Annotated in this window: 28 protein-coding genes; 18 read left to right on the forward strand and 10 right to left on the reverse strand. The window is 66.3% G+C overall.

Translation table 11 applies throughout. The features are described from left to right. Positions 1–11 precede the first annotated feature (11 nt). Together AC4BCK_RS17225 and AC4BCK_RS17230 are read left to right on the forward strand one after the other, a co-directional pair. Entirely contained in the window at positions 12–806 is a 795-nt protein-coding gene (locus tag AC4BCK_RS17225; RefSeq protein ID WP_251422557.1) for a carbon-nitrogen hydrolase family protein, read from the forward strand. A 439-nt stretch (positions 807–1,245) separates the two neighbouring features. Further along, positions 1,246–2,586 carry an ammonium transporter gene (locus AC4BCK_RS17230; protein ID WP_490566247.1) on the forward strand — a complete coding sequence of 447 codons (1,341 nt, stop codon included), beginning with the start codon at positions 1,246–1,248 and terminating at the stop codon, positions 2,584–2,586. Positions 2,587–2,631: 45 nt separating this feature from the next. On the opposite strand, the gene AC4BCK_RS17235 is transcribed toward AC4BCK_RS17230, so the two are convergent. Next, positions 2,632–3,246 carry a PadR family transcriptional regulator gene (locus tag AC4BCK_RS17235; RefSeq protein WP_490566248.1) on the reverse strand — a complete coding sequence of 205 codons (615 nt, stop codon included), beginning with the start codon at positions 3,244–3,246 and terminating at the stop codon, positions 2,632–2,634. 178 nt (positions 3,247–3,424) lie between these two features. On the opposite strand from AC4BCK_RS17235, the gene AC4BCK_RS17240 reads away from it, so the two are divergent. Then, on the forward strand, positions 3,425–5,608 hold the full coding sequence (locus AC4BCK_RS17240; protein ID WP_364320917.1) for a transglycosylase domain-containing protein: 2,184 nt from the start codon (positions 3,425–3,427) through the stop codon (positions 5,606–5,608). Here the strand turns inward: AC4BCK_RS17240 and AC4BCK_RS17245 are convergent. Further along, a complete protein-coding gene (locus AC4BCK_RS17245; protein WP_490566249.1) occupies positions 5,605–7,050 on the reverse strand; it encodes an HNH endonuclease in 1,446 nt (481 codons plus the stop codon). The two genes, AC4BCK_RS17240 and AC4BCK_RS17245, sit on opposite strands and share 4 nt — an antisense overlap. Positions 7,051–7,302: 252 nt before the next feature. Here AC4BCK_RS17245 and AC4BCK_RS17250 point away from each other — a divergent pair, with 252 nt between their 5' ends. Then, a complete protein-coding gene (locus AC4BCK_RS17250; RefSeq protein WP_363938977.1) occupies positions 7,303–7,944 on the forward strand; it encodes a GNAT family N-acetyltransferase in 642 nt (213 codons plus the stop codon). A gap of 47 nt (positions 7,945–7,991) precedes the next feature. Here the strand turns inward: AC4BCK_RS17250 and AC4BCK_RS17255 are convergent, their stop codons facing one another. Beyond that, positions 7,992–8,585, reverse strand: coding sequence for a DnaJ family domain-containing protein (locus AC4BCK_RS17255; RefSeq protein WP_400640962.1), 594 nt, complete (start codon positions 8,583–8,585; stop codon positions 7,992–7,994). A gap of 162 nt (positions 8,586–8,747) precedes the next feature. Here AC4BCK_RS17255 and AC4BCK_RS17260 point away from each other — a divergent pair, with 162 nt between their 5' ends. Further along, positions 8,748–9,263, forward strand: coding sequence for a PaaI family thioesterase (locus tag AC4BCK_RS17260; protein ID WP_490566250.1), 516 nt, complete (start codon positions 8,748–8,750; stop codon positions 9,261–9,263). An 88-nt stretch (positions 9,264–9,351) separates the two neighbouring features. Here AC4BCK_RS17260 and AC4BCK_RS17265 read toward each other — a convergent pair whose 3' ends face one another. Both AC4BCK_RS17265 and AC4BCK_RS17270 read right to left on the reverse strand, forming a co-directional pair. Then, positions 9,352–9,849: an SRPBCC family protein gene (locus AC4BCK_RS17265; protein WP_251425583.1), complete on the reverse strand. Its 498-nt coding sequence runs from the start codon at positions 9,847–9,849 to the stop codon at positions 9,352–9,354. Between the two features lie 14 nt (positions 9,850–9,863). Beyond that, positions 9,864–10,196 (reverse strand): ArsR/SmtB family transcription factor, encoded by a 333-nt coding sequence (locus AC4BCK_RS17270; protein ID WP_310113216.1) that lies wholly within the window; start codon positions 10,194–10,196, stop codon positions 9,864–9,866. 103 nt (positions 10,197–10,299) lie between these two features. On the opposite strand from AC4BCK_RS17270, the gene AC4BCK_RS17275 reads away from it, so the two are divergent. Further along, positions 10,300–11,028 (forward strand): type 1 glutamine amidotransferase family protein, encoded by a 729-nt coding sequence (locus AC4BCK_RS17275; protein WP_364274363.1) that lies wholly within the window; start codon positions 10,300–10,302, stop codon positions 11,026–11,028. 55 nt (positions 11,029–11,083) lie between these two features. Here the strand turns inward: AC4BCK_RS17275 and AC4BCK_RS17280 are convergent, their stop codons facing one another. Further along, a complete protein-coding gene (locus AC4BCK_RS17280; protein ID WP_364409749.1) occupies positions 11,084–11,818 on the reverse strand; it encodes a GAF and ANTAR domain-containing protein in 735 nt (244 codons plus the stop codon). Positions 11,819–11,919: 101 nt separating this feature from the next. Between AC4BCK_RS17280 and AC4BCK_RS17285 the strand changes: the two genes are divergently transcribed. The 8 genes from AC4BCK_RS17285 to AC4BCK_RS17320 all read left to right on the forward strand — a co-directional run bounded on the left by AC4BCK_RS17285 (position 11,920) and on the right by AC4BCK_RS17320 (position 17,496). Further along, positions 11,920–12,639: a GAF and ANTAR domain-containing protein gene (locus tag AC4BCK_RS17285; RefSeq protein ID WP_174174836.1), complete on the forward strand. Its 720-nt coding sequence runs from the start codon at positions 11,920–11,922 to the stop codon at positions 12,637–12,639. Between the two features lie 9 nt (positions 12,640–12,648). Next, the gene (locus AC4BCK_RS17290) at positions 12,649–12,990 is read left to right on the forward strand and encodes a hypothetical protein (RefSeq protein WP_246255897.1); all 342 of its coding nucleotides are present in this window, start codon (positions 12,649–12,651) and stop codon (positions 12,988–12,990) included. Between the two features lie 167 nt (positions 12,991–13,157). After that, a complete protein-coding gene (locus AC4BCK_RS17295; protein ID WP_251425591.1) occupies positions 13,158–13,883 on the forward strand; it encodes a GAF and ANTAR domain-containing protein in 726 nt (241 codons plus the stop codon). Between the two features lie 2 nt (positions 13,884–13,885). Then, positions 13,886–14,137, forward strand: coding sequence for a hypothetical protein (locus AC4BCK_RS17300; RefSeq protein ID WP_251425593.1), 252 nt, complete (start codon positions 13,886–13,888; stop codon positions 14,135–14,137). Beyond that, positions 14,134–14,904, forward strand: a complete 771-nt coding sequence (locus AC4BCK_RS17305) for a GAF and ANTAR domain-containing protein (protein WP_251425595.1) — start codon at positions 14,134–14,136, stop codon at positions 14,902–14,904. Before AC4BCK_RS17300 ends, AC4BCK_RS17305 begins: the two co-directional genes overlap by 4 nt. A 315-nt stretch (positions 14,905–15,219) precedes the next feature. After that, positions 15,220–15,417: a hypothetical protein gene (locus AC4BCK_RS17310; RefSeq protein WP_066279129.1), complete on the forward strand. Its 198-nt coding sequence runs from the start codon at positions 15,220–15,222 to the stop codon at positions 15,415–15,417. A 245-nt stretch (positions 15,418–15,662) separates the two neighbouring features. Then, positions 15,663–16,433: a CPBP family glutamic-type intramembrane protease gene (locus AC4BCK_RS17315; protein WP_174174842.1), complete on the forward strand. Its 771-nt coding sequence runs from the start codon at positions 15,663–15,665 to the stop codon at positions 16,431–16,433. 28 nt (positions 16,434–16,461) lie between these two features. Then, positions 16,462–17,496: a nitronate monooxygenase gene (locus tag AC4BCK_RS17320; protein WP_281358962.1), complete on the forward strand. Its 1,035-nt coding sequence runs from the start codon at positions 16,462–16,464 to the stop codon at positions 17,494–17,496. Positions 17,497–17,506: 10 nt separating this feature from the next. Here the strand turns inward: AC4BCK_RS17320 and AC4BCK_RS17325 are convergent, their stop codons facing one another. From AC4BCK_RS17325 to AC4BCK_RS17335, 3 genes are all read right to left on the reverse strand, one after another. Beyond that, the gene (locus tag AC4BCK_RS17325; RefSeq protein ID WP_174174844.1) at positions 17,507–17,686 is read right to left on the reverse strand and encodes a hypothetical protein; all 180 of its coding nucleotides are present in this window, start codon (positions 17,684–17,686) and stop codon (positions 17,507–17,509) included. A 108-nt stretch (positions 17,687–17,794) separates the two neighbouring features. Continuing rightward, the gene (locus AC4BCK_RS17330; RefSeq protein ID WP_174174846.1) at positions 17,795–18,835 is read right to left on the reverse strand and encodes an NAD(P)-dependent alcohol dehydrogenase; all 1,041 of its coding nucleotides are present in this window, start codon (positions 18,833–18,835) and stop codon (positions 17,795–17,797) included. Positions 18,836–18,947: 112 nt separating this feature from the next. Continuing rightward, the gene (locus tag AC4BCK_RS17335; RefSeq protein WP_490566251.1) at positions 18,948–19,355 is read right to left on the reverse strand and encodes a cupin domain-containing protein; all 408 of its coding nucleotides are present in this window, start codon (positions 19,353–19,355) and stop codon (positions 18,948–18,950) included. A gap of 128 nt (positions 19,356–19,483) precedes the next feature. Here AC4BCK_RS17335 and AC4BCK_RS17340 point away from each other — a divergent pair, with 128 nt between their 5' ends. Beyond that, the gene (locus tag AC4BCK_RS17340) at positions 19,484–20,368 is read left to right on the forward strand and encodes a helix-turn-helix transcriptional regulator (RefSeq protein ID WP_174174850.1); all 885 of its coding nucleotides are present in this window, start codon (positions 19,484–19,486) and stop codon (positions 20,366–20,368) included. Here the strand turns inward: AC4BCK_RS17340 and AC4BCK_RS17345 are convergent. Next, a complete protein-coding gene (locus AC4BCK_RS17345; protein WP_174174852.1) occupies positions 20,365–20,802 on the reverse strand; it encodes a VOC family protein in 438 nt (145 codons plus the stop codon). The two genes, AC4BCK_RS17340 and AC4BCK_RS17345, sit on opposite strands and share 4 nt — an antisense overlap. A 552-nt stretch (positions 20,803–21,354) precedes the next feature. Between AC4BCK_RS17345 and AC4BCK_RS17350 the strand changes: the two genes are divergently transcribed. Genes AC4BCK_RS17350 through AC4BCK_RS17360 form a run of 3 tightly spaced genes read left to right on the forward strand, consistent with a single transcriptional unit; the run spans position 21,355 to position 24,088 of the window. Beyond that, positions 21,355–22,473 (forward strand): ABC transporter substrate-binding protein, encoded by a 1,119-nt coding sequence (locus AC4BCK_RS17350; protein ID WP_363958139.1) that lies wholly within the window; start codon positions 21,355–21,357, stop codon positions 22,471–22,473. Beyond that, positions 22,470–23,333 (forward strand): ABC transporter permease, encoded by an 864-nt coding sequence (locus AC4BCK_RS17355; RefSeq protein ID WP_363958136.1) that lies wholly within the window; start codon positions 22,470–22,472, stop codon positions 23,331–23,333. The genes AC4BCK_RS17350 and AC4BCK_RS17355 overlap by 4 nt, the downstream gene beginning before the upstream one ends. Beyond that, the gene (locus AC4BCK_RS17360; RefSeq protein ID WP_400591885.1) at positions 23,309–24,088 is read left to right on the forward strand and encodes an ABC transporter ATP-binding protein; all 780 of its coding nucleotides are present in this window, start codon (positions 23,309–23,311) and stop codon (positions 24,086–24,088) included. Before AC4BCK_RS17355 ends, AC4BCK_RS17360 begins: the two co-directional genes overlap by 25 nt. The last annotated feature ends 10 nt before the right edge of the window (positions 24,089–24,098 follow it).

A 24,098-nucleotide genomic window follows, 5' to 3' on the forward strand; every position in this document is an offset into this window, starting at 1 on the left:
TTGGAGCGTTCATGCGTCTGGCTGTAGCCCAGATCATCAGCAGTGCAGACCCCGCAGAAAACCTGGAACTGATCCGGGACTACGCGGCGCAGGCGAAGGCCGCTGGTGCGGAGCTGGTGGTGTTCCCCGAGGCTGCCATGCGGGCCTTCGGTCATTCCCTCCGCGACGTCGCAGAGCCACTGGACGGCCCCTGGGCCGGCGAAGTCCGGGCCATCGCGAGGGACCAGGGCATTGTGATCGTGGCAGGCATGTTCACTCCCGGGAAGGACGGACGGGTCCGCAACACCCTGCTGGTCACTGGCCCCGGCGTCGATACCTCCTACGACAAGGTCCATCTCTTCGACGCTTTCGGTTTTACAGAGTCGAAGACTGTGGACGCGGGCGAAACTCCCGTGACTTTCGAGCTCAACGGCACGGTCTTCGGCCTCGCCACCTGCTACGACGTCCGCTTCCCTGCCCTTTTCACCGCCAACGCCCGGGCCGGGGCGCAGGTCAACATCCTGTGTGCGTCCTGGGGAGCGGGCGAGGGCAAGGCTGAACAGTGGGACCTCCTGGTGCGGGCGCGCGCGCTGGACAGCACCACGTTCGTGGTGGCCTGCGGCCAGGGGGACCCGGAAACCGTCGGCGCAGGTCCGGCAGGCAGCGCCCCAACGGGCATAGGGCACAGCGCGGTGATCGACCCCCTGGGCTCCGCCGTCGTGGCGCTGGGCGGGAGGCCGGAACTCGCCGTCGTGGATATCGACCCGTCCATGGTGGATGAGGTTCGCAGCAAACTTCCCGTACTGGCCAACGCCCGGCAGTTCTGACGCCTTCGCTGCTGCCATCCTGCTGGGCCTCCCACCTTTGGCAGCGCACGACGACGGCGCACCGCACTTTCCCAGCGGCGCGCCGTCGTCGGTCCTTAAGGCTGTGAAACCCAGCGCCGGGAGGGTGAGCCGCCGGTTACGCACAGGAAACCTATGCGTTCTTCGCGTCCGACGGCGGTTCTCACCTTCCGCCCGGTCCGTCCCGCGCCGTTGCGCTGGCCTGGGGCCCTATGCCGTATCGGTGCCACCGCGTGGAGGGCGGCGGTTAACAAGCTTGAAACATGATCGACGCGTGAACTTCACGTAGGAGCGAATTGTGTAACGCAGCCGCAACTTTTGCGCGCCCTTCCTGAAACACCGGAGGACAACCATAGACGCCGGGGGAAGTGCGAGGGCCGGCAAAGAGCGCCCCGCTGGCGCAACGCGAAGGGACCCGCAGGTGGAAATTTCTGCCCAACATATCTGGCTGATGATTTCAGCCGCGATGGTTTTGCTGATGACCCCCGGGCTGGGCCTCTTCTACGGCGGCATGACCCGCGCCAAGGCAGCCCTCAACATGATCATGATGAGCTTCATCTCCGCCGGGATCGTCGGCGTGGTGTGGGTCCTGTGGGGCTACTCCATGACAACGGGCGACGGCGTGCTGGGCATCTTCGGCAATCCTTTCGCCAACTTCGGCCTGCAGAGCCTGATGGGCTCCCCTGACCTGATCAAAGCCGGCTACAGCGCCACGTTTGCGATCATCACGGTGGCGCTGATCAGTGGAGCCATCGCTGACCGCGCAAAGTTCGGCGCGTGGGCACTGTTCGTACCGCTCTGGATCACCGTGGTCTACTGCCCCCTCGCCTACATGGTCTGGGGCGGCGGGCTGATGAGCGCCGGCGGAGCAGTCACCGCCGTATTCGGCCAGGTCATCGACTTCGCCGGCGGTGCAGTGGTGGAGATCAGTTCCGGGACCGCAGCCCTTGTCCTGGCCCTGATCGTGGGGCAGCGCCACGGCTTCGCCAAGGACCCCAACCACCGCCCGCACAACGTCCCCTTCATCATGCTGGGTGCCGCGATCCTGTGGTTCGGCTGGTTCGGCTTCAATGGCGGCGCGGCCACAACGGCTGAGCAGGCCGGCCTGATCTGGGTGAACACCCTGGTGACTCCCGCCGCGGCGATGCTGAGCTGGCTGGTCACCGAAAAGATCCGCCACGGGCATCCGACGTCCCTCGGTGCCGCCTCGGGTGTGGTTGCCGGGCTTGTGGCCATCACGCCGTCCTGCGCCAACATCAGCCCGGTGGCCGCTATCGGCCTGGGCTTCGTGGCCGGAGCCGCCTGCGCCGTCTTCGTTGACCTGAAGTACCGCTTCGGCCTGGACGACTCGCTGGACGTTGTGGGCGTGCACCTTGGCGCCGGACTCATCGGCACCCTTGCCCTCGGCTTCATCGCCCTTCCGGTGGATGGCCAGGGCGGCGGACTCTTCTACGGCGGCGGTGCGCAGCAACTGATTGCCCAGACGGCGGCTGTGGTGATCACCCTGCTGCTCTCCGGCGCAGGAACCTTTGTCATTGGCCGCGCCATCAACAAGACCATCGGGTTCCGGGTCAGCCTTGAGGCGGAAACCGCTGGCGTGGATCTGGCTGAACACGCTGAGAGCGCCTACGCGTTCGGGGAAATCGGCGCGGGCTTCAATCCGCTGCATCCCGCCTCCCACTCCCCCGCGGCGGGGGTGGCAGCTGCCGCCGACCGGCCCAGCAAGAGCGCCACGCGGACTAAAGAAGACTCCTTTGCCTGACCGGCGCGGCGGTAAGGGCCGGAACGTCGTGCACTAAGCGCCGCGTCAGTCCGCCAGGATTTTGTACAGCGCCCGCCGGGTCTCATCCATTTTTTCGATGGCTGCGGCGCGCTGCTCCTCGCTGACACCACCGCGGAACTGATGGATGGCTCCCATCAGTTTGCCGATGCTCTGGTGGAACTCACGGTCGGAGCTGTCCGGCCCGGCATTCCAGGCATTGTCCATTTCTTCACCGTGCTCGGCCACATAGGCCCGGCCCTGGTCCGTGAGCGTGAACTCCGTCCCGCGGCCCTCGCTGAGGGCTGAGATCAGGTCCTCGTCAACGAGTTGCTGCAGCGTGGGGTAGATGGATCCGGGACTGGGCCGCCACGCGCCCTCCGTCCTTTCGGCAATCGTCTTGATCAATCCGTAACCGTTGGAAGGCGCCTCGGCCAGGAGCGAGAGGATAGCTGCCCGGACATCCCCCCTGCTCGCCCGCCGTGGGCCACGGCCAAACCCTGGACCGAGCCCCGGGCCAAAGCCCGGCGCGAAGCCCTGTCCGAAGCCAGGGCCAAAGCCTCCCCCGCGGTGCCCGTGCGGCCCCCTGCGGCCCCTGCCCCGCCCGAATGGCTCGTTCCTGAAATCAGCGCCGGGAAATTTCTCATCGTGCATGCCTTTCATCGTGGCACCGTCCTCTCGCGGGATAAGTTCACCGACCTCTTCGGCGATAGTTAACGATATGTCGCTAACTATCGCCTCGTCAAGATCATGAGTGTGACCAAATCCTGACCTTTCGGCACCACACAGTGCCGCTGGACCGGCGTAGTCTTTGGAGACCTCCAAGCTCGAGGGCTGAGAAATGGCGACGAAAAGGAAGCGCAGAAACGGTTTCGGCGCGGCCCTGGGAAGGTTCCTGGGGTTCCTGGCGGCGAGTGCCATGTGCGGCGTCCTGGCGGCCAGCCTGGTGGTTCCGGCGGTGGCGGCTGCGGGATTCGGCGTCAGCAATTCGATTGGGTTCTTCGACAGCCTGCCCGAGGAACTCACCGTCCAGCCGCCGTCGCAATCCACCAAAGTGCTGACTTCCGACGGCCAGCCGATCGCCACCTTCTTCGCCGAGAACCGCGTCAGGATTCCCCTGGACCAGATGTCTCCCCACATCAAGGATGCGATCATTGCCATCGAGGACAGCAGGTTCTACGAACACGCCGGCATCGATCCCCAGGGGATTGTGCGGGCACTGGTGTCCAACCTGACGCAGGGGGGCCAGCAAGGCGCGTCAACCATCACTCAGCAGTACGTCACCAACGTGGTCAACGAAGCACGGTTGTCGCAGGACAGGCCGGACGAGGTGATCCTCTCCGGACAGAAGGACGTTGGTGACAAGCTCCGGGAGATGAAGCTGGCCATTGCGCTGGAAAAGAAGTTCACCAAGGAGCAGATCCTTGAGGGGTACCTGAACATCGTCTTCTTCAACAGCGACGCGTACGGCATCGAAGCCGCGTCGCGCTACTTCTTCAGCACCACCGCCAAGGACCTCACCCTTCCCCAGGCCGCGCTGCTGGCCGGACTCGTCAACAGCCCCACGTTCTACAACCCGGCGATCAACCCGGACAAATCAATCGTCCGCCGGAACCAGGTGCTCTCGGAGATGCTGCTCCAGGGCAAGATCACCCAGGCCCAACACGATGAAGCCGTGGCCACGCCGATCGAGCTGAAGATCAGTCCGGAGCGGCAGGGCTGCGCCTACGCGGCCATGGCGCCCTACTTCTGTGACTACATTTCCCATCTCATCCTGAACAACCCTGCGTACGGGCCCAGCCTGATCGAACGGCAGCGGAAGCTCTACCGCGGCGGACTCACCATTGTCACCACCCTGGACAGCAGGCTGCAGGCGGCCGCCCAGGCGCAAGTGGACGGCACGGCCGGACCGAACCCGGACCGGTGGGGCGCCGCATTGGTCACCGTGCAGCCGGGGACCGGCAAGATCCTCGCGATGGCCCAGAACACGGTGTTCCTGCCGGAACCGGGCAAGTTCGACACGCACCTGAACTTTAACGTCGATGCCAAGGACCCGCAGGGGAACGACCTCAACGGCGCTGGCGGCTTCCAGCCCGGATCCACCATGAAACCGTTCACTTTCGCCGAGTGGCTTAACGAGGGCAAGTCCCTGACCGCGGAGGTGGACGCTTCACGGCGCGTTTATCCGCTGGACTTCCCGTGGCGGTCCAGCTGCGGCAAGGTGATGGGCGCCTACAGCACCGCGCAGAACAACCCCCAGCTGGGCGCCGCTGACGACCTCCAGAATGCCGAAGAGGGGTTCTACCGGAAGATGCCTATCAATTACGGATTGTACAACTCGATCAACACGGCCACGTTCGCCACGGCAGCGCAGCTCGATTTCTGCGGTATCCAAAAGATGGTGGACGCCGTGGGGCTGCACAGCGGACTCGATGGAGCCCCGATCAACATGCATCAGCTGGGCAACCTTCTCGGCGCTATCGGCGTCGCTCCCCTCCACCTGGCCAACGCCTTTGCCACGTTCGCCAATGACGGCCGCTACTGCTCACCGATCGCCCTGGTGGACGTCAAGGATGCAACCGGCGGCAATCTTCCCGCCCAGCCCGTGGAGTGCCGTGATGCCGTGAAGCCGGACGTGGCCCGTGGCGTCAACAATGTGCTGCAGGATGTGCTCGTCAAGGGATCCGGCGTCTGGATCAACCCGAAGACCCATGACAAGTTCCCCGTGGCGGCCAAGACCGGTACCTCGAACAACAACGGGTCCACCTGGATCGTTGGCTACACCACCGGCGTTGCCACAGCTTCCTTCTTCGGCGACGCGCTGGAGGGGCAGAAGCGGGCAGGGCAGAACGTGACCATCAACGGGACTTTCTACCCCCGCCTGGACGGCTACATGATTGCCGGGCCGCAGTGGGCCAACTACATGCTTCAGGCAGCGCCGCTGTATCCCACCAACCCGTTCCCGCCCCCGCCGCCATCAATGATGGGCCCGAGCCCGTCACCGTCACCCAGCCCCCGTCCCTAGGCCGGGCACCAGTCAGACGGAACAACACGGCCAAGTACCTGCACTGCCGGCTTCGCCTTGGGCCCGCGCTCGTTGAGACGCCGTTGTGTCCCCGTGGCTGGTGGCTGCAGGCGGATATCACGACGGCGGGCTGGGGCTCCGGAGCCCACGGCACCGGCCGATTCGGTCAACGGAGCCGCGACACCTGGCGGGCACGCGGCAACTGCAGCAGCAGTACCGGCTGGTGCGCCCGATCTGGCAACTTCGAGATTGGTGCCGGGTGGTGGGGGCGCTGTGGAGTGGTAGGTGTGGCCGGTGGGGGTTTTCAGTTCCACCGTGTGTCGTGGTCCAGGGACCGGTGTGGCTGAGAATCCGGGTGTTTCCTTGGTGTGGTTGCAGGCTTCGCAGAGGCCTTGGCCGTTGGTGCTGGTGGTGGGCCCGTCCTGGTGCCAGGGGATGATGTGGTCGTGGTGGCGGATGGGTGCGTCGCAGTAAGGGCTGCGGCAGGTGTCGTCGCGGACCTGGAGGAACCGGCAGAGCCCGGGAGGGAAGAGCCGGGCTTTCGAATCCATCGCGAGGAGTTCGCCGGTGCCGGGGGCTGTGAAGACCCGGCGGAGCCAGATGTTCAGTTCCCCGGCGTCAGCTTCTGATCCGGCACGGATTGCTTTCCTGGCCCATTCGGCGGGGACGGTGCCGTAGCCGGCGAGGCGGGCTGGTTCACTGTCGCCCTGGAAAAGGGTCCGGTCGGTCATGACGAGCTGGACTTCGATGCCGGCGATCCCGCCCGGGGTGCCCGTGATATTTTCAACGAGCCGGTCGGCCATGACCGCGCCCCGGGACCGCTCATCACCCTGTGACCGGACGGTGTCCGCGTGGCGGGTCAGGGCCGCGTAGGCGGCCACGCCCTGGGCGACGGGCAGCAGGGCGGTCAGGCGGGCCATGGTGTCCGGCGCCGGACGAAGGCTCACGGTCCGGTCATTCACCGCGTGGGCCGCTCGCCGTGTCACCGAGTGCGGGTCGCGCCGGTACGCGGCGGCCCGGACCGCGGCAAGGATGGCCCGGTCCCCGGCGCCGGCCAGTGAACCTGTACCGGAGAGGGTGCCGGTACCGGCGGCGAGTTCCTCATCCACCGCGCACCGGTCTTCGGCGGACAGGCACGCTGTTTCCTTCACGATGAGGGTGGCGCGCCATTCGTTCAGCTGCCCGGACTGCAGGGCGGCCAGGGTGTGGGGCATCTCGGTGGTGAGGGCTTTGGCCAGGCCCAGGAGCCGGCCGCCGCGGGCCGGGGACTCCCGGCGCGCCAACGCGACCTGCGCGGCAACACCGGCGCCCTGTTCCTTGGCCGGGACACCGGCCGCGGCCTGCTCCCTCCGCCGGGAGAGATCAAAAGCCACAGCGATCCGGGCCTGTTTCGCAGCCGCCAGCGATTTCAGGTCTTCAAGCTCCCGCACCTGATCAATCATCCCGGGGCCGTCAGCCGCGACCGGAACCGACAACAGCGAGCGAGAGATCTCAGCAACGGACACGACACCAGGAACCGGCAGCGCACCGGGACTTCCCGCCGCCTGCGCCCTTGCCGGTGCCCCCGCCAACCCCTGAACCGCTCCCATGAGTAAAGTCTTCCAGCAGGGTCTGACATTGCCCCGCTGCCAACAACGCTATGTGGAAAACCGGGCACCAGCAGAAGCCGCCACCAGTCTGGCAGCATTGGCGTGGTGAAGAGCCTTGAAACCGATCGGCTAATCCTCCGGCAATGGAAGCCGGAGGACGCCGGCTTTGTACTGGACCTCTACTCCCGCTGGGAGGTACAGCGTTTCATTGGCAGCCATCCCCAGGTGATGCGGGACCGGTCCCAGGCCGACGAGCGCATCCGCGGCTGGCAGCAGATGGACAACCCCGTCCACGGTGTCTGGGCAGTGCAGCTGAAGGAACAGCTGCAAGGACAGGCCGGGCTGCGCGGCCATGGCAGGGACGATGGCCCTAGCCGGGGCACTGAGCAAGACCTTCCTGCCCTGCTGGCCGGCACGCTGCTCCTCAAGTCCATTCCGGCCTCGGGCGATGATTTGCTGTTGGAACCTTCAGGGGACACCGAAATTGGCTGGCACTTCCACCCGGATTACTGGGGGCATGGCTATGCGACCGAATCTGCGGCAGCGGTCCTGTCCTACGCCTTTGCAGGCGGCCTGGAAAAAGTGGTGGCAGTGACCGCCCCAGCCAATAAACCCTCGCAGAGCGTCTGTTTGCGGATCGGGATGAGGCATTGCGGGCAAACTCGCAAATACTACAACGCGCTGTGTGAGCTCTTTGAGGCGAAAGCCCCGGCACACGCAAAGGACCACGCTGAGGCGGGGACCTAGCCAAGGCGGAACGACGACGCCGGGAGGCAGCGCCGTCGTACGTCCGGCTACGTTGCACCTTTCCAGAGCCGCTGCCACCAGGGGCGCGCAGGCTGCGGTTCAGCCGGAGGCTCGGCCGGCCGGGCCGCACGGCGCTGGCGCCACCGGCCCACTTCCTCCTCAACGTCCCGGGTCCTGGTGATGACCGGCGGACCGCCCTGCAACTGGCGCCGGGCGTCGACGACGCGGCGGTTGAAATCCTGCAGGATGTCCCGCACCTGCTGCTCCGTGTACTGGGCGTCGAGCCTGGCATCAAGCTCGGCGTCCTCCTTACGGAGCAGGATGGCCGCCGGACCGAGGCCGCTGATGTTCTCCCGCTGGATGAGGCCCTTGACCCACCAGTCGGGATCGTACGACTCCCCCAGCCCGGGAATCGGCTTGCCGGCGTACTTGAGGTTGTCGAACTTGCCCTGCGCCATGGCATCGCGGACAAGGTACTCCGCCCGGGCGGAGTCGCTCACCCTCTTGCGCTTCTCCCGCTCCTTCTCTTCAAGGGCGTCAAGCTCCGCTTCCTCATCCGCGGTGATGCCTGCCCCGCGGTAGGTGCGGAGTTCGGCGGCACGCTCAAGGCGCTTCCGGTACTCTGCTGCACCGCTCCCCATTGCCGCCACCGCCTCACGTTCGTCGCACCGCCTTCTTCCAGTATTCAGAAGCCCTTGGCCGGGTTCAACGCCCATCCCCTTAACAACGGCACGGGCCTGGATCCGGGCGGCGTCGCTTCGCTTAGGCTGGGCAGGCAGGGGCCATATGGAGGAGGCAGTGCCATGGATACCAACGGAACAACCGAGCGCTCGGCAACTTTCAGCTGGACAGATCCGCGCGTTGGCCTTGGGCAGCTGTCCAGGCTGTCCGGGCTGGACTATCTCTCCGGCATGCGGGACGGAACCATACCGCGGCCGCCCATGGCCTCCCTGATGAACCTGGCCCTTGTTGGGGTTGAGCCGGGGCGCGTGGAATTCGAATGCCGGCCTGCCGAAGCGCACTACAACCCGCTGGGCATGGTGCACGGCGGGTTGGCCTGCACGCTGCTGGACACCGTCGTGGGGTGCGCGGGGCACAGCACCCTGGCCGCTGGATTCGGTTACACGTCCATCGACCTCTCCGTCAGCTACGTCCGCCCCATCACCCTCAAGCACGGCGTACTGCGGGCCGAGGGGACCGTGACCAAGCCGGGATCGCGTGTGATCTTCGCCGAGGGGCGCATCTTCGGGCCGGCCGGTGAACTGCTGGCCACCGCCACCAGTTCACTCCTGGTCTTCGCCACTGACCAGGCACGGTAGGCCCTGCCAGCCCAGGAAGGACTGAGGCGTACGACGGCGGGACGTCCCGCCGTCGTACGCTTGCCCAGGTGCCGGACGGCTTAGCCGGTCAGGCGTTGGCGTGTTCGGCGAGGATCGCGTCGATTTGGCCAACTGCCTCCCGCATGCCCTCTTCCATGCCCATCTGGACCATCTGTTCCATCTGCTCCTCGGAGTCGAAGATGGTGGCTACTTTCATGTTGGTCCGGCCGCCGTCTTCCTCGAGCGTCACGGTGACGTGGCCGGCTCCCATTTCTGCGACCGGTTCCCCGTGTTCGTCAGCAAAGCCGTCGTCGAACTCCAGCTTGTGGGGCGCCCGGATGGAGGTGAAGCGCCACCAGCCGCGAGGCTTCTCGCCTTCGGGGGTGGTCATGTAATAGTCGGCCTTTCCGCCGGGCTGGAAGTCGAACCGGTCAAACGTTGCCGGATAATTGGGCGGCCCCCACCAGCGCTCGAGCTGGCGCGGGTCTTCCCAGAGCTGCCAGACGCGTTCGACCCCGGCGTCGAACTCGGCGGTGAGGGTGAAGCTGAGCGCCTCAAGATTCTTGGTGATACCAGTAACGGACATTGCAGAACCCTTCCTTATCCTTCAGCCAGAATGCCTGCGATCCGGTCGACGCGCTGCCGCCAGATCGCCTCATATTCGTCGAGCAGCCGCCGGGCTTTTTCCAGTCCTTCATGGTTACCCCGCACAATCTGCTCCCTTCCGCGCTTTTCCTTGGTCACCAGGGATGCGCGTTCCAACACCGCAACGTGCTTCTGGACTGCGGCGAAGCTCATGGCATAGAGGGCAGCGAGACCGGAAACCGAGTACTCTCCCACCGTCACGCGGCGCACGATGTCGCGGCGGGTGGAATCTGCGAACGCCTGGAAGAGGCGGTCCAGTTCGGCGTCACGGAGCTGATCTACAACCATTTGGTTGTACGATAGTCCTGCCCGGCCCAGGCTGTCAATGGCCTCCAGAAACGGGGGTTCCCACTCCGGCGGGAAGGGCGTTGTGGCCGGTATCTTGAAGGCCATGAGCATCTTCCTCGCCGGCGCCGGGCCGGACCATCTGGCCTTTCCGGAAGTCTTTGACCGATTCGCGCAGGCCGTCCGCCGGCGTTCCGGGGACGAGGCGCCCGCCCGGGTGGCGGTGGTGGTTCATGACCGTAACGGGAACCCGGAAAGCCTCCTCCCGGCTTATGTGGATCCGCTGCTCGCGCGGATGCCGGTTGAGGTGGTGCCGGTCCTCCTGGGTGCGGGCGCGCCCGCCAACCCTTCGGTGTTCGACGGCGTTGACGGGCTGGTGGTGGGCGGTGGACTGACGCCGGCCTACTGGGAGGGACTCACCGCATCGGCAGCCGCCATTTCCCGGGCAGTGGCCGGCCACGTGCCCTACCTCGGCTTTTCCGCCGGGGCAATGATCGCACCGCGCAGGGCGCTGGTGGGCGGCTACCGGAGCCGCGGCATCGAGGTCTGCGGCGAAGAATGCTCGGAGGGCCTGGCCGAGCTCGAGATCCGGGACGGCCTGGGCCTGGCCCCGTTCGCCGTTGACGTCCACGCCGCGCAGGCCGGCACGCTCAGCCGCGCGCTGGGAGCGGTGGCTGCAGGATTGGTGGAGAGGGCCGTGGCCGTGGACGAGAACACCGCCGTGGTGCTGTCAGCGGCAGACGGCGACAGCTTCGAGGTACTGGGTCACGGCAACTGCTGGGACATCCGCCGGTCCGGCAGCGCCTGCAGCGTTTCTGTGCTGCAGGCCGGCTGAGGGTCCCGGGGTGCGGCTTAGCTGTCGGCGAGGGGAGCAGCGGGCCCGGTCACCCTTATGCGTCGAAGTGCGTCTTGACCCTGTCGCCGGTCAACTGTTCAATCAGCTCCGCGGCAACATCCCGCAGCTTCTGGTTGCGGTTGCTGGAGACCTTGGTGAGGATGTCCATCGCTTCCGCCTGGGAGCACCTGTTCTGGGCCATGATGACGCCGCATGCCAGGTTGATGGCAGTCCGGCTCTCCATGGCAGCTTCCAGGTTGTCCGCCCGGCTTTGTGCCGTGTCGAGGCGGACCGAGAGATGAAGCGTGTTGTGGGCGGCTGCGGCGAAGCCCAGGGCTTTTTCGTAAACGCCTGCGGTGAATACGCCAGGCTTGGACGCAAAGAAATTCAAGGCGACCCGGGCTTCACTGCTGATTTCAAGGGGCACACCGAGTGAACTCCGGATGTTCGCCTCAGCCAGCTTCCGGGTCAACGCCGGCCAGCGGGGATCCGTAGCGACGTCGTCGACGATGACCGGGGACATCTCCCGCATTGCCTTGATACAGGGACCGTCCCCCACGGCCTGTTCAACCTCATCGAGCTCCACTGCACGCGGGCTGCTGCCGGCAACGGTAGTGGGCTTGCGCCGCAGCCTCAGCGTGACTGCACATTCGATATGGTCACCCGCTGCTTCGGAAACCGATGCAGCGGCCAGCCCGGCAAGCCCGGTAAGGAACTCAACAACGTTCTCAGCGCCCACCAGAATGCTCTGGAGCTCTTCTATCGGTTCTTTCTCCGGTGCACTCGACATGGGCCCATCTTACTGTCCCGCCCCTTCCCGGGCAGCGGACCGAACAGCGGGATGGCAGCGGCATCCGCCTCCCGCCCGATGCATGGCTCTATGCTGAGACTATGGCGCAGCACCTTCCCCTTGACGAGCTCAGCACTGTCATAGCTCGCATCCAGGGGCTGCTACTGACGGAGGAAAAAGTCACCACGGCCGTCCGGATCCTGGCGCAGGCCGCCAAGGAGTCGGTTCCCGGGACGATCGGAGCAGGAGTATCGCTTCTGGATTCGCGCGGGCGCCGGACCAGCAGCGGCTATACCGACGGGATCGTAAGCCGGGCCGATGCCACGCAGTACGAGTGCGGGGAAGGACCGTGCCTGACCGCCTGGGCGGCAGAGGAACCCGTACTGGTCAGGGACCTGGGGAAGGAATCCCGCTGGCCTGCATGGCGGAAAGCCGTCCGTGGGCTCCCCGTATTGTCAGTGGTCAGCGCTCCCCTGATGGCCGGCCGGGAGTCCCTGGGTGCCCTGAAGCTGTACGCCGCCACCCCTGACGTCTATGACAAATCCAGCGCCGCGCTGCTCCAGCTCTTCGCTGCCCCGGCCGCCACGCTGCTGGCACACATCCAGGCCAGTGAAGCCCCGCACAGGATGACCGAGGTCCTGCAGGCATCCCTGTACAGCCGGGACCTGGTGAACAGGGCCTGCGGAGTGCTGATGGAACGGTACGGGATGACCCATGAGGCAGCACTGCAGCGGCTGATGAAGCTTGCCCGCGACGAGAACGCTGCCTTGCAGCACGTCAGCGAACGCGTCCTGGCCGGGACGCTGCCTGCCGGCGCTTAGGACCTTCCCATGGGCTTCGATCCGAACGAACCGGAACAACGCCGCCGGCTCCGCGCCGCCATCAGGGCGGCGGATATTCCGGTGTCCGATCTGTGGCTGAAGTACTTCAGCCTCTCGGGAGACGCCGGGGAATACGAGGTGGAAGCGTACCTGCAGGGGCTCCTTTCCCTGCCGCCGGTGCAGCGCGACCTGCTGGCCCTGGCAGCGAACGAACTCATTGACGATCTGCCCCGCCCACGCGCACCCTACTCGGACGACTTTCCTGGTTCGGGCGATGCCCCCGGACCCTCCGCGGAAGGACCTGGCGGCGGAGCAGACACGACCGGCCGGCAAACGGAGCAGGACGAGTAAACCGGGCGGCTCCGGCATATCCATAGGTCCCGGACCGGCGTAATGTCGGTAGTAGGAGATTTCGGGAGTGCGGGACGTCCGGGGTTGAATACTCGGGCCAGCCAGCGTACAGAGCAGCGGCCGCCAGCCAGGGGCGAGTCTTCTGGTGCATCCAGGATCGAGGCCTGATGGCCAAGGAAAGCACTCTCACAACATCTGACCGGATGCAGGACCTGCTGCTGGAAAGTCCCGGGTTTCCCGAATTCCTCCTGGGCCTGGCCACCCTGTCGGCCTCCCTGCTTGGTTCCGACGGTCCTGTCACCTGCACCATCACGGTAGAACGCGACGGCGGGTTGTCAACGGTTGCCAGCAGCAGCGAGGAAGGCCGGCGGCTGGACGAAACCCAGTATTCGTACGGCGAAGGACCCTGCCTGACGGCCTTGCGGCAGCACCGCCTTGTGTGGGTGCCGGACCTGCTGGGCGACGAGCGCTGGAGCGGATACGCAGAAGCGGCCGCCCGGGAGGGAATCCGCTCCGTGCTGGCAGTCCCCATCCCCAGCGACGCATCCTCCCGGGCGGGCCTGAACTGCTACGCAAAGACCATCAACGCCTTCGACGAGGAAACCGTGGTGCTCCTGGAACAGCACGCGGCCTCCATGTCCAGGGTCCTCCGGATCGCGCTGCGCCTGCACGGGGCGGACGTCCATCCCGAGCACCTGAGGGCGGCCCTCAAATCCAGGGCCATTGTGGACGCGGCCGTGTCCCTGATCATGCTCCAGCACAGGGGCGGACGGGACGGCGCCCTGGAGATCCTCCGCCTGGCGGCGAAGTCCAGCAACCGCAAAATCCATGCGATCGCCCACGACATTGTGCAGGGAGCCGAACTCCCCGCACCCCACGACGGCGGAGGGTAGGAATGCATCCATTGGGTGCCGACGGCCCCGAACAGCCGGACCGCGCAGCTGAAGAACGCAGGGGAACTGCCCGGCGCTTCCGGGACACGGACCTGCCGCTGGACAAGCTGTGGATCTACTACTACGGCATTGGCGGCGATATCGATGAGGTCTCCCTCGATGCCTACCTCCACGAGGCGCTGGACATACCGGCCGCGCAGGTGAACCTGATCGCCACGGCGATGACGGAGATGACGGAAGAGGACACGCGGTGACAGCTCACGGACACAGCACGGGCGGTTATGGCTCCGGACGGCCTGAGCTCCCGGATGTGGACCTGAGGCTGCAGGATCTGGTCCTGGACAGCCGTGACATCGCCGAGTTCCTTAACGACCTCGCCGTGGTGGCCGCATCCCGGCTCTCCACCCTAGGCAATCCAATCCTCTGCGGCGTGACCGTGATCCGGCATAAGCGGCCCGAGGCGGTGGCCAGCAGCGACGCGGAAGCACACTCCCTGGACGAGCTGCAGAATGGGTTTGGGGACGGCCCCTGCCTCACCGCGCTCCGCACGCGAACTATGCTGCTGGTTCCCGATCTTGTCAGGGAACACCGGTGGGAGGCCTATGTGCGGGCCGCCGTGGCGCGGGGCGTTTCCTCCATCCTTGCCGTACCCATGGATTTGGCCGGTGAGGCAGAGGCCGTCCTGAACCTCTACTCCGGCCGGGTCAACGGGTTCTCGGCAGATGGCATCGCCACGGCGGAGGCTTTCGCAGGGCAGGCAGCAGGTTCACTGAAGCTGGTGCTGCGTATTACCCAGCTGTCCGAGGCCAGGAACGACCTTGCCCTCGCCCTCAAATCACGGACCATCATCGATATGGCCATTGGAGCCATCATGGCCGAGAACAGGTGTACCAGGGACACCGCTTTCGGCATCCTTACGAAGGCGTCCAGCACCCGTAACGTCAAGCTCCGCGAAGTGGCGGCGGCCGTGATCGCCTCCATCTCCGGCGAGAACGAGATTGGCACCTACTTCGACGAGTAGGGTCCGTGCCACCCGAAAGCACGGTCGCCCTGGCGGAACGTGATGAGACTCACGCGCAACATTCTTGAGGCCGGCACCTGCCGCTGGGCACTATGGAAAGGCGTCGGCAGGCTTGATCTCCCCGCGAGGGAGTGACTGCCGAGGACCGGTGCGCTTGGTCACATCCGGCCGGATCCGGTTGCCAACCCCCTTCGGCAACCTGCACCATTGAAGTACGGGAACGCGCTTTCCCATGCAGTACCGCCTCATAGACGAGGCCACGGCCTGGTCAATGAAGATTCCAGGCCGCCCACCGCAAGAAATGGAAGTTGAATAATGACGTTCGATGCCACTGACTCCGTGACCCTGAAGATTTGGGACCGGTCCGCCCTGCACCACACCCTTGACTCCGCTGTGAGCGAGCTTTCCGCGCGGCACAACACCACCACCTGCCGCGTTGCCGTGACGTGCAGCGGGCCCAACACCTTCACCCTGAGCCTGCGCGGCGAAGGCAAGGCACTGGCCTCCGCCTAAGCGGCCACCCCTGAAAGGCAAGCGGACGACGCCGGCACTCCCCGGCGTCGTCCGCTTCCTTTAAGCGCGGCGCGGCATCCTTGCCGCTGCCAGGCACACGGCAAGTAAAATGTTTGGAATCCAAGCGGAAGCGCCGTCCAGCATCAAAGGTAACCATGAGGCAGCAACCACGGGCGCAAGCCGAACCCGGTGCACCGGGCACAGGAAAAACGGGCCCAGCCCGGCCGGGCCCGGTGTCACTCTCATTGATCCCCTCAGCCCTTGTGTCGGCGTCGGGCTTCCTGCTGTTTGCCCGGGAGGACCGCCTCTCCGGCTTCCTCCTCCTGGCCGCCGCGCTGGTCCTGGCCGGCTTCATCAGCAGGCGCCTCCTGATCGACCTCGCGCTGATCGCCGTGGGCCTGACGGCCATGAGCCTGGTCCCCATCACCACGGACATCAGCACCGAGCACATGCTGGTCATGGGAACTGCCATGATCCTCGCCGTCGGGATTCCGTATTCGGTCTCAAGGTTCATCACCAAGGACCACGCCATCCGCTTTCCCATCAGGACGGGGCAGCCGTGGACGCGCGCCGAAAAGTGGTACCTGCCTGCCGTCCTGGTCATCGGGTATGCGCTGATGCCGGTGTATATGATCCGGACCGGCGTCTACACCAACTGGCCGGCTGTGAGCGACCCGGACGGCATCGCACGGCTCTTCCTCGGCACCAACGTGCTGGGCATCTGGGACGAACTCTTCTTCATCTGCACCGCCTTCACGCTGCTGCGCCGCCATCTGCCGGACTGGCAGGCCAACCTGCTGCAGGCGGTCCTGTTTACGTCATTCCTGTGGGAGCTTGGGTTCCATTCCTGGGCGCCCTTCTTCATCTTCCCCTTCGCCCTGCTCCAGGCCCGGCTGTTCACGGTGACCAAGTCGCTGTCCTACATTGTCAGCGTCCACCTGCTGTTCGACTTCGTGCTGTTCCTGGTCCTCATCCATGCCCACAACCGCGAGTGGATCGACATTTTCCTGTACTAAAACCCCAGCATGAAAGCGAACCACCATCTTGTATGCTCCCGGCCGCAACGCCCGCTTTGATATCGCTTCCCTGCCGTTGCCGGTGATCCAGGCGCCGATGGCGGGCGGGCCGTCCACGCCTGAGCTGGCAGCGGCGGTGAGCTCCCAGGGAGGACTGGGATTCCTGGCCGCCGGCTACAAGGCCGCGGCGGCGGTGAAGGCGGAGATCGAGTCCACGCGGCGGCTGACCGGAGCCCCCATCGGCGTCAATGTCTTCGTCCCGCAGCGCCCGGTCATCAGCCCCGGGGCACTGGAACAGTACGCGCTCTCCCTGGCTCCTGACGCAGAGCGTTTTGGCGTCGCCCTCGGGGATCCGCGCCATGACGACGACGACTGGGACAACAAGATCGAGGTCCTGCTGGAGCGTGTCCCCGAGGCGGTTTCCTTCACCTTCGATGTGCCGGAACCCGCGGTCATCGCCGCACTGCAGCAACGGGGCGCCTGGGTCATCGGGACGGTAACGTCGCTGCCTGAAGCCGTGCGTGCCCTGGAAGCAGGCGTTGATGCGCTGTGCGTGCAGGGACCGGAAGCAGGAGGACACCGCGGCACCTTTGACACAGCCCGGCGGCCGGAGGGTGAATCCCTCCACGGCCTGCTTGAAGAATTGGCGGACCTCGGAGTGCCGCTGATAGCGGCCGGCGGGATTGCCACGGGCGCCGATGTCCGGGCCGCCCTCTCACGTGGAGCTGTGGCGGTCCAGGCGGGCACGGCATTCCTCCGCGCGGACGAGGCCGGCACCAAGGCAGCCCACCGGCTGGCCCTGTCCACTGGGCGCTTCACCACCACTGCGGTCACGCGGGCCTTCTCGGGGCGGAACGCCCGCGGACTCTACAACGAATTCATGCGCCGCCACGATGGCGAGGCCCCCGACGGCTACCCGGAGATCCACCACCTCACCACTCCCCTGCGCGCAGCAGCAGCCGCTGCAGGGGATGCGGACTGGCTGAACCTGTGGGCCGGAACCGGTTTCGACCGGACCCTTGCAGGCCCTGCGTCGCGCATCCTCGCGGCCCTGCGGCCGTAGCCGAACCGGGCTATTCCTCGCCCGTATCCTGTGCTTCCAGGAACGTGTCCATGGCTTCGCAGGCCCGTTTCCAGCGGGCATGCAGGGCGTGCCGGCTCAACGGTTCGGACATGCCGTTGAGCACTTTCTCGATGGCATCGGATGCGGCGTCCCGGGCCCGGTCCTGCGCCGCCGGGGTGTAGTAGTTCATGCCGGTTATTCGATACGCCCGCAGCAGCGGATGGCAGGAAACCCCTCCGGCACACGACGGCGGCCGGCCCCTTTCCGGGACCGGCCGCCGTCGAACGCGCTGTGTTGCCTAGAGCGTGGCGGTGTCGATCACGAAGCGGTAGCGGACGTCCGAGGCGAGGACGCGCTCGTAGGCCTCGTTGATCTTCTCCGCGGGGATGACCTCGATCTCGGCACCGATGCCGTGCTCGGCGCAGAAGTCCAGCATTTCCTGCGTTTCGCGGATGCCGCCGATCATGGAACCGGCGAACGAACGGCGCCCTCCGATGAGCGCGAACGCGTTGACAGGAAGCGGCTCGGCGGGGGCGCCAACGTTCACCAGGGCACCGTCGAGTTTCAGCAGCTGCAGGTAGGAGCTGATGTCGATCGAGGCACTCACGGTGTTGATGATGAGGTCGAACGTGCCGGCGAGGTCGCTGAAGGTGCTCTCGTCGCTGGTGGCGTAGTAGTGGTCGGCACCCAGCTTCAGGCCGTCTTCCTGCTTCTTGAGCGACTGGGACAGCACGGTGACCTCGGCGCCCATGGCGTGGGCGATCTTGACGGCCATGTGGCCGAGCCCGCCGAGGCCGACGACGGCAACGTTCTTGCCGGGTCCGGCGCCCCAGTGGTGCAGCGGGGAGAAGGTGGTGATGCCGGCGCACAGCAGCGGCGCGGCGACGTCGAGCTCGAGTCCTTCGGGGATGCGGACCACGAAGTCTTCGGTCACCACGACGTGGGTGGAGTAGCCGCCCTGGGTGATGGTCCCGTCGCGGTCAACGGCACCATACGTGCCCACGTTGCCCTTGAGGCAGTACTGTTCCTCGCCCTTCAGGCAGTTCTCGCACTCCTTGCAGGAGTTGACCATGCAGCCAACGCCTACGCGGTCGCCCACGGCGTGCTTGGTCACCTTGGCGCCAACCTGGGTGACGACGCCAGCGATTTCGTGGCCGGGAACCAGCGGGTACTGCTGCGGTCCCCAGTCGCCGCGGACCGTGTGGATGTCCGAGTGGCAGATTCCGGCGAACTTGATGTCGATCAGGACGTCGTGGGGGCCCACCTCGCGGCGTTCGATGGTGGTGGGAATAAGGTCCTCGGTGGAGGACGGGGATGCATAGGCCTTGACGGTAGTCATGGGTCTCCTGAAGTTCTGTTGGGGATTATTGAAATGCTACAGGGGCTGGGTTCCATCAAACCGGATACGGCGGCCCGTAGCGGTGGCCCTGTTGTAACTGGTTCTGGCAGTCCTACCCTTGACGGCCCTCGTACTCGGCATCGGTGATGTGCTCAGCCCAGGCTGTGGTGGCTGCGTGGTCGTCGTCGTTTTCAAGGATGGCCAGGTGTTCCATGAAGGTGCCCTGGGCTGAAGCATGCCAATGCTCTTCGCCCGGCGGAGTGTAGAGGGTCTGGCCGGGGTGGACGTCGATAATGTTGCCGTCGCGGGTGCCGAAGCGTGCCACGCCGGAGGTCACGTGCAGGTACTGGCCGCGGGCGTGCGAGTGCCAGGCCGTGCGGGCTCCCGGCGGGAAGCGCACCTTGGCTACGACGGCGCGCTGCTCCGGCCCGTGCGGGACGGCGATCATGTCGACCCAGACGTCGCCGGCGAACTGCCCGGGCGGGTTCTTGATCGTTTCGCGGACGGGTTCGATGTTCATGGTGTTTCCTTTCGAACGGGAACGTGCCTCCATCAAACCGGCTGCCCGTGAGCGTAGCGAGGGCCCTGCTGAACCGGGTTATGGCAGACCCTCTTTAGGGCAGTGGCATTCGTCGTAACGTGTCCTGTATGGATAACCGAGCCGAGGTACGGCAGTTCCTCTCCACGCGCCGGGGGCGCATCACTCCGGAACAGGCGGGCATTGAACCGTATGGCGGGCGGCGGCGCGTGCCCGGACTGCGCCGGGAGGAAGTGGCCCGGCTCGCCGGCGTCAGCGTGGACTACTACACGCGGCTGGAACGCGGGAACCTCGCGGGTGTGTCGGACAGCGTCCTGGACGCGATCGCGGGGGCGCTGGAGCTGGACCGCGCCGAGCACGACCACCTGTACGACCTTGCCAGGACCGCCAACATGTCCGGCCGGAAGCGGGCCTCCGCCCCGGTTCCGGCAAGCGTGCGTCCCGAGCTGCGGTATCTCCTGGACACCATTACCGGGGCACCGGCCTTCATCGGGAACAACCGGATGGACATCGTGGCCGCCAACACCCTCGGCTACGCCTTGTACTCGGACATGTACCGGGGGCCTGCCCGGCCGGCCAACCATTCACGTTTTATCTTCCTGGATCCCAGGGCGCACAACTTCTACACGGACTGGGAGCGGGCTGCGAGCGCCAACGTGGCCATCCTGCGGCGGGAGGCCGGCCGCAACCCGCATGACAAGGGCATTGCGGAACTCATTGGCGAGCTGTCAATGCGCAGCGACGAGTTCCGCACCCGCTGGGCCGCACATAATGTCCGGCGGCACTATTCCGGGACCAAGTTTTTCCAGCACCCCGTGGTGGGGCTCCTGGAACTGAACTACCAGGTCCTGGGTTTGGAGGAGGACCCCGGGCACTCGCTCACGGTCTACCCGGCCACGCCCGGCAGCCCGTCCGAGGAAGCCCTGAAGCTCCTGGCTTCCTGGGCGGTGACAGAGAACATCGCAGAGCTGGCGCAGGCGAACGCACGGGGCTAGGCGGGCTGTCCCTCCTGGACGGACTCCGCCGGCTCAAGTCCGGACTCGTAGCCAATGAGCCAGTGGAGGCCGTGCTGGTCGATAACCTGGCCGTCTGATGCGCCCCAGGGCTTGGGACCGAGCGGGTCCACCACCCGGCCGCCCACGGCGAGCTTGTCGAACCAGCCGTGGAGGACCTCCGGTTCGGCAGTCCCCAGCAACGAGAGCATCACACCCTGGAGGCGGACGCTGTTCTGCCCTTCCGCCGCGTCCGAACCCGCCACGGCAACCACGCCCTTGAGGACCCCATGGGCTATTGCATCCGGTGGCCCGTCCTTGCGCCCGAACTCCTCATAGCTGTGCAGGAAGAGTTCCCCGCCGAAAACGTCCGCGTAGAAGCTCAACGCTTCGCGGGCTGTGCCGGGAAAGCTGACATAGATCTGGGGTGCCGTCATCCGCCCAGCTTACAGACGGCCTGCGGGGTCGATCGGGCGCCCTGCCCGTTCCTGTCCTGTGAGCCACGACTTCCGCGCCGCCCTTCCAGTCACGTTAAGCCCCGTTGCGGATCATGGCGTCCGGCGGCGTGGTTTGTCCTCCCCATGGCTTCATAAGTAGCGCTGTTTCCTCGCGTTGAGCGTCTGTTGCGGGGTGCTGGCCAGGGGGCGGGAACCCGTGTTTAGGTGTTTCCACGGCCATGGGATGCCGTCGAATCACAGCACGCCTAGGAAAGGAGGACTGATGCCTCAAACATCCAACCGCACGCCGGGCATCATGTCCTCCTGTCCGCCCCGCAGCTGCCGCACCGGCCGAATGTGCCGCGTGCAGGCCTGCCTGCACCGCAGTCCAGCACCTGGCCGCTGACCAGCCGGCACCTCCGGTTCCCGCGTTTTCCTCCCCGGGCTCATTCACAAGGCCTGCTCAGCTGCGCCTTCCTGCCCTCCTCCCCGCACCCCTTTCCAGCAAAGCACCCTTTTCCAGACCAGCACCCTTCTACCGAAAGGCCACGCATGTTCCTCACTGCATCTCCCCCGACCGCCTCCGCCACAGGCGGGCACACCTTCACCCGGCGCCGCGCCCTGGGCAGCCTCCTCGCACTGCCCGCACTGGGGCTGCTGACCGCGTGCGGCGGAACCGCCACAGCCGTCGGCCAGCGGGCGGGGCAGTCACTGGCACCGCTGGCCACGTCCGTGCCTGCCGGGACCACCATCACGGTGGGCGATCCCAGCATCCGCGTGGCGCTGGAACTTTCCGGCCTCATCAAGAACCTCGATGGCATAAATCTGGAGTTCGCCAACATCTCCGGCGGCCCGCAGACCACCGAAGCGTTCCGCGCCAAAGCCCTCGATGTTGGCTCAGTGGCGGACATCCCGCCCATCCACGCAACCTGGACCGGCCTGGACGTCCGCATCATCGCCAGCGCCTACCGCCAGGATGCCGTAAACCACCCGCTCTACGAACTGGGCATCGCACCGGGAGCCGGCATCAGCACGCTGGAGGAGCTTCGCGGCAGGAAAGTCGCCTACAGCCCGGGCCAGGCCCAGGGCGCACTGGTGCTGCGCATCCTCCAGAAGGCCGGGCTGGCCCAGGACGACGTCAAGCTGGTGGAACTGCCCAGCACCGGCGACGCCTACGCGTCGGCGCTCTCCAGCAGGCAGGTGGACGCCGCACCGCTGGGCGGAGTCCAAATCAAGCGCTACCTCGCCAAGTACAAGGCCGACGGCGGCACCACCCTCCGGCACGGCCTGCGGGATGATCCCGGCCATCTCTACTCCCCGGCGACAGTCCTTGCCGACCCGGCCAAAGCGGCGGCCCTGGCTGCCTACGTCGAGGCGTGGGGCAAGGCTCAACGCTGGATCGAGGACCACCCCAAGGAGTGGCTGGAGGGCTACTACATCAAGGACCAGGGCCTTTCCCGCGAGGACGGCCAGTACCTGATCGACGCAGCCGGAAAGCGGGATGTCCCCACGTCCTGGGCGGACGGGATTGCCCGGCACCAGGAAACCATCGACCTGCTGGCCCGGGAACAGAAGAAGCCGCAGCTGAAAGCGGCCGACCTCTATGACAGCCGTTACGAAGCCATCGCAGGCACGGCCTTCGCTGCGGCGGGCAAGGGCGGTGCAGCGTGAGCGCCGCCCCCGTACTGGACCGGCCCGCCGTCGAACCCCACCTGGACTCCGACCCCGACAAGCGCGCGGACGTCCGGCCCACCGGAAGGCGGCTCGGCCCGGGACGGCGCCGCAGGTTCGCCTGGCTGCTGGGCCCCGTCGCCCTGCTGGCACTCTGGACCCTCACGTCCGCCACCGGCATCCTCGACCCCCGGATCCTGTCCGAACCCTGGACCGTGGTAGCCACCGCCGGTGAGCTGATTGCCGACGGCCGGCTGCAGGAAAACCTGGCCATTTCCGCCCAACGCGCCGGCCTGGGACTGTTCTTCGGCATCCTTGTTGGGGCAGTGCTGGCCCTGCTGGCAGGGCTGAGCCGCGTGGGTGAAGCGCTGATCGACGGGCCGGTGCAGATCAAGCGCGCCATTCCCGGCCTGGCGCTGATTCCGCTGCTCATCCTCTGGTTCGGCATCGACGAAACCATGAAGGTACTCACCATCACCCTGGGCGTCTTCGTGCCGATCTACCTCCAGACGCACGCCGGACTGCGCGGGATCGACCTGCGCTATGTGGAGCTTGCCCAGACCGTGGGCCTGGGCCGCGCCGCCTTCATCCGCAAGGTGGTCCTCCCCGGCGCCCTGCCCGGATTCTTCCTGGGCCTGCGCTTCGCCGTCACCGGAGCCTGGGTGTCCCTGGTGGTGGTGGAACAGATCAACGCCACCAGCGGCATCGGCTACATGATGGAGCTCGCCCGCACCTATGGCCAAACCAACATCATCGTCCTTGGACTGGCCGTCTACGGCATTCTGGGGCTCCTCTCAGACGGAATTGTCCGCTTCATCGAACGAAAGGCCCTTTCATGGCAGCGCACCCTGGCGGGATGACCGCCGTCGCACCCTCCGCCGTCGCCCCTCGTGCCGGCACGGCGGCCTCCGGCACGGTCTCCGTGCGGAACCTGATCCGCAGCTTCGGGCCGAAAAGCGTCCTGAACGGCGTGGACCTGGACATCGCCCCCGGCGAGTTCGTGGCCCTGTTGGGCCCCAGCGGCTGCGGCAAGAGCACACTGTTGCGCGCCCTCGCCGGGCTGGACCACGACGTCCGCGGCAGCGGGGTGATCACCGTCCCCGAGCGCGTGTCCGTGGTGTTCCAGGATTCGCGGCTGCTTCCCTGGGACACCGTCCTGGGCAACGTCACCTTGGGGCTGCGGGAGCACGACGCCGAGTCGCGGGCACGCAAGGCCCTCGCCGAAGTAGGACTTGCCGGCCGCGAAAGTTCCTGGCCCCACGAGCTCTCCGGCGGTGAGCAGCAGCGCGTGGCGCTGGCGCGTTCCCTGGTCCGGGAGCCGCAGCTGCTGCTGGCCGACGAACCGTTCGGTGCGCTCGATGCCCTGACCCGGATCAGGATGCACGGGCTTCTGCAGGACCTGGTGGCCGCGCACCGCCCGGCCGTCCTGCTGGTGACCCACGACGTGGACGAAGCCATTGCCCTCGCGGACCGGATCGTGGTCCTGGACAGGGGCCGCGTTGCCCGAATCCGCACGGTGTCACCTGACATCGGTTCCGCCGCGGACGCTGCCGGCCACGAAGCCCTCCGCCGCGATCTCCTCGCCGACCTCGGTGTCGTCGGCACCACCCACTGAACTCCAGATC

This window comes from Pseudarthrobacter sp. As-47 (assembly GCF_058215595.1).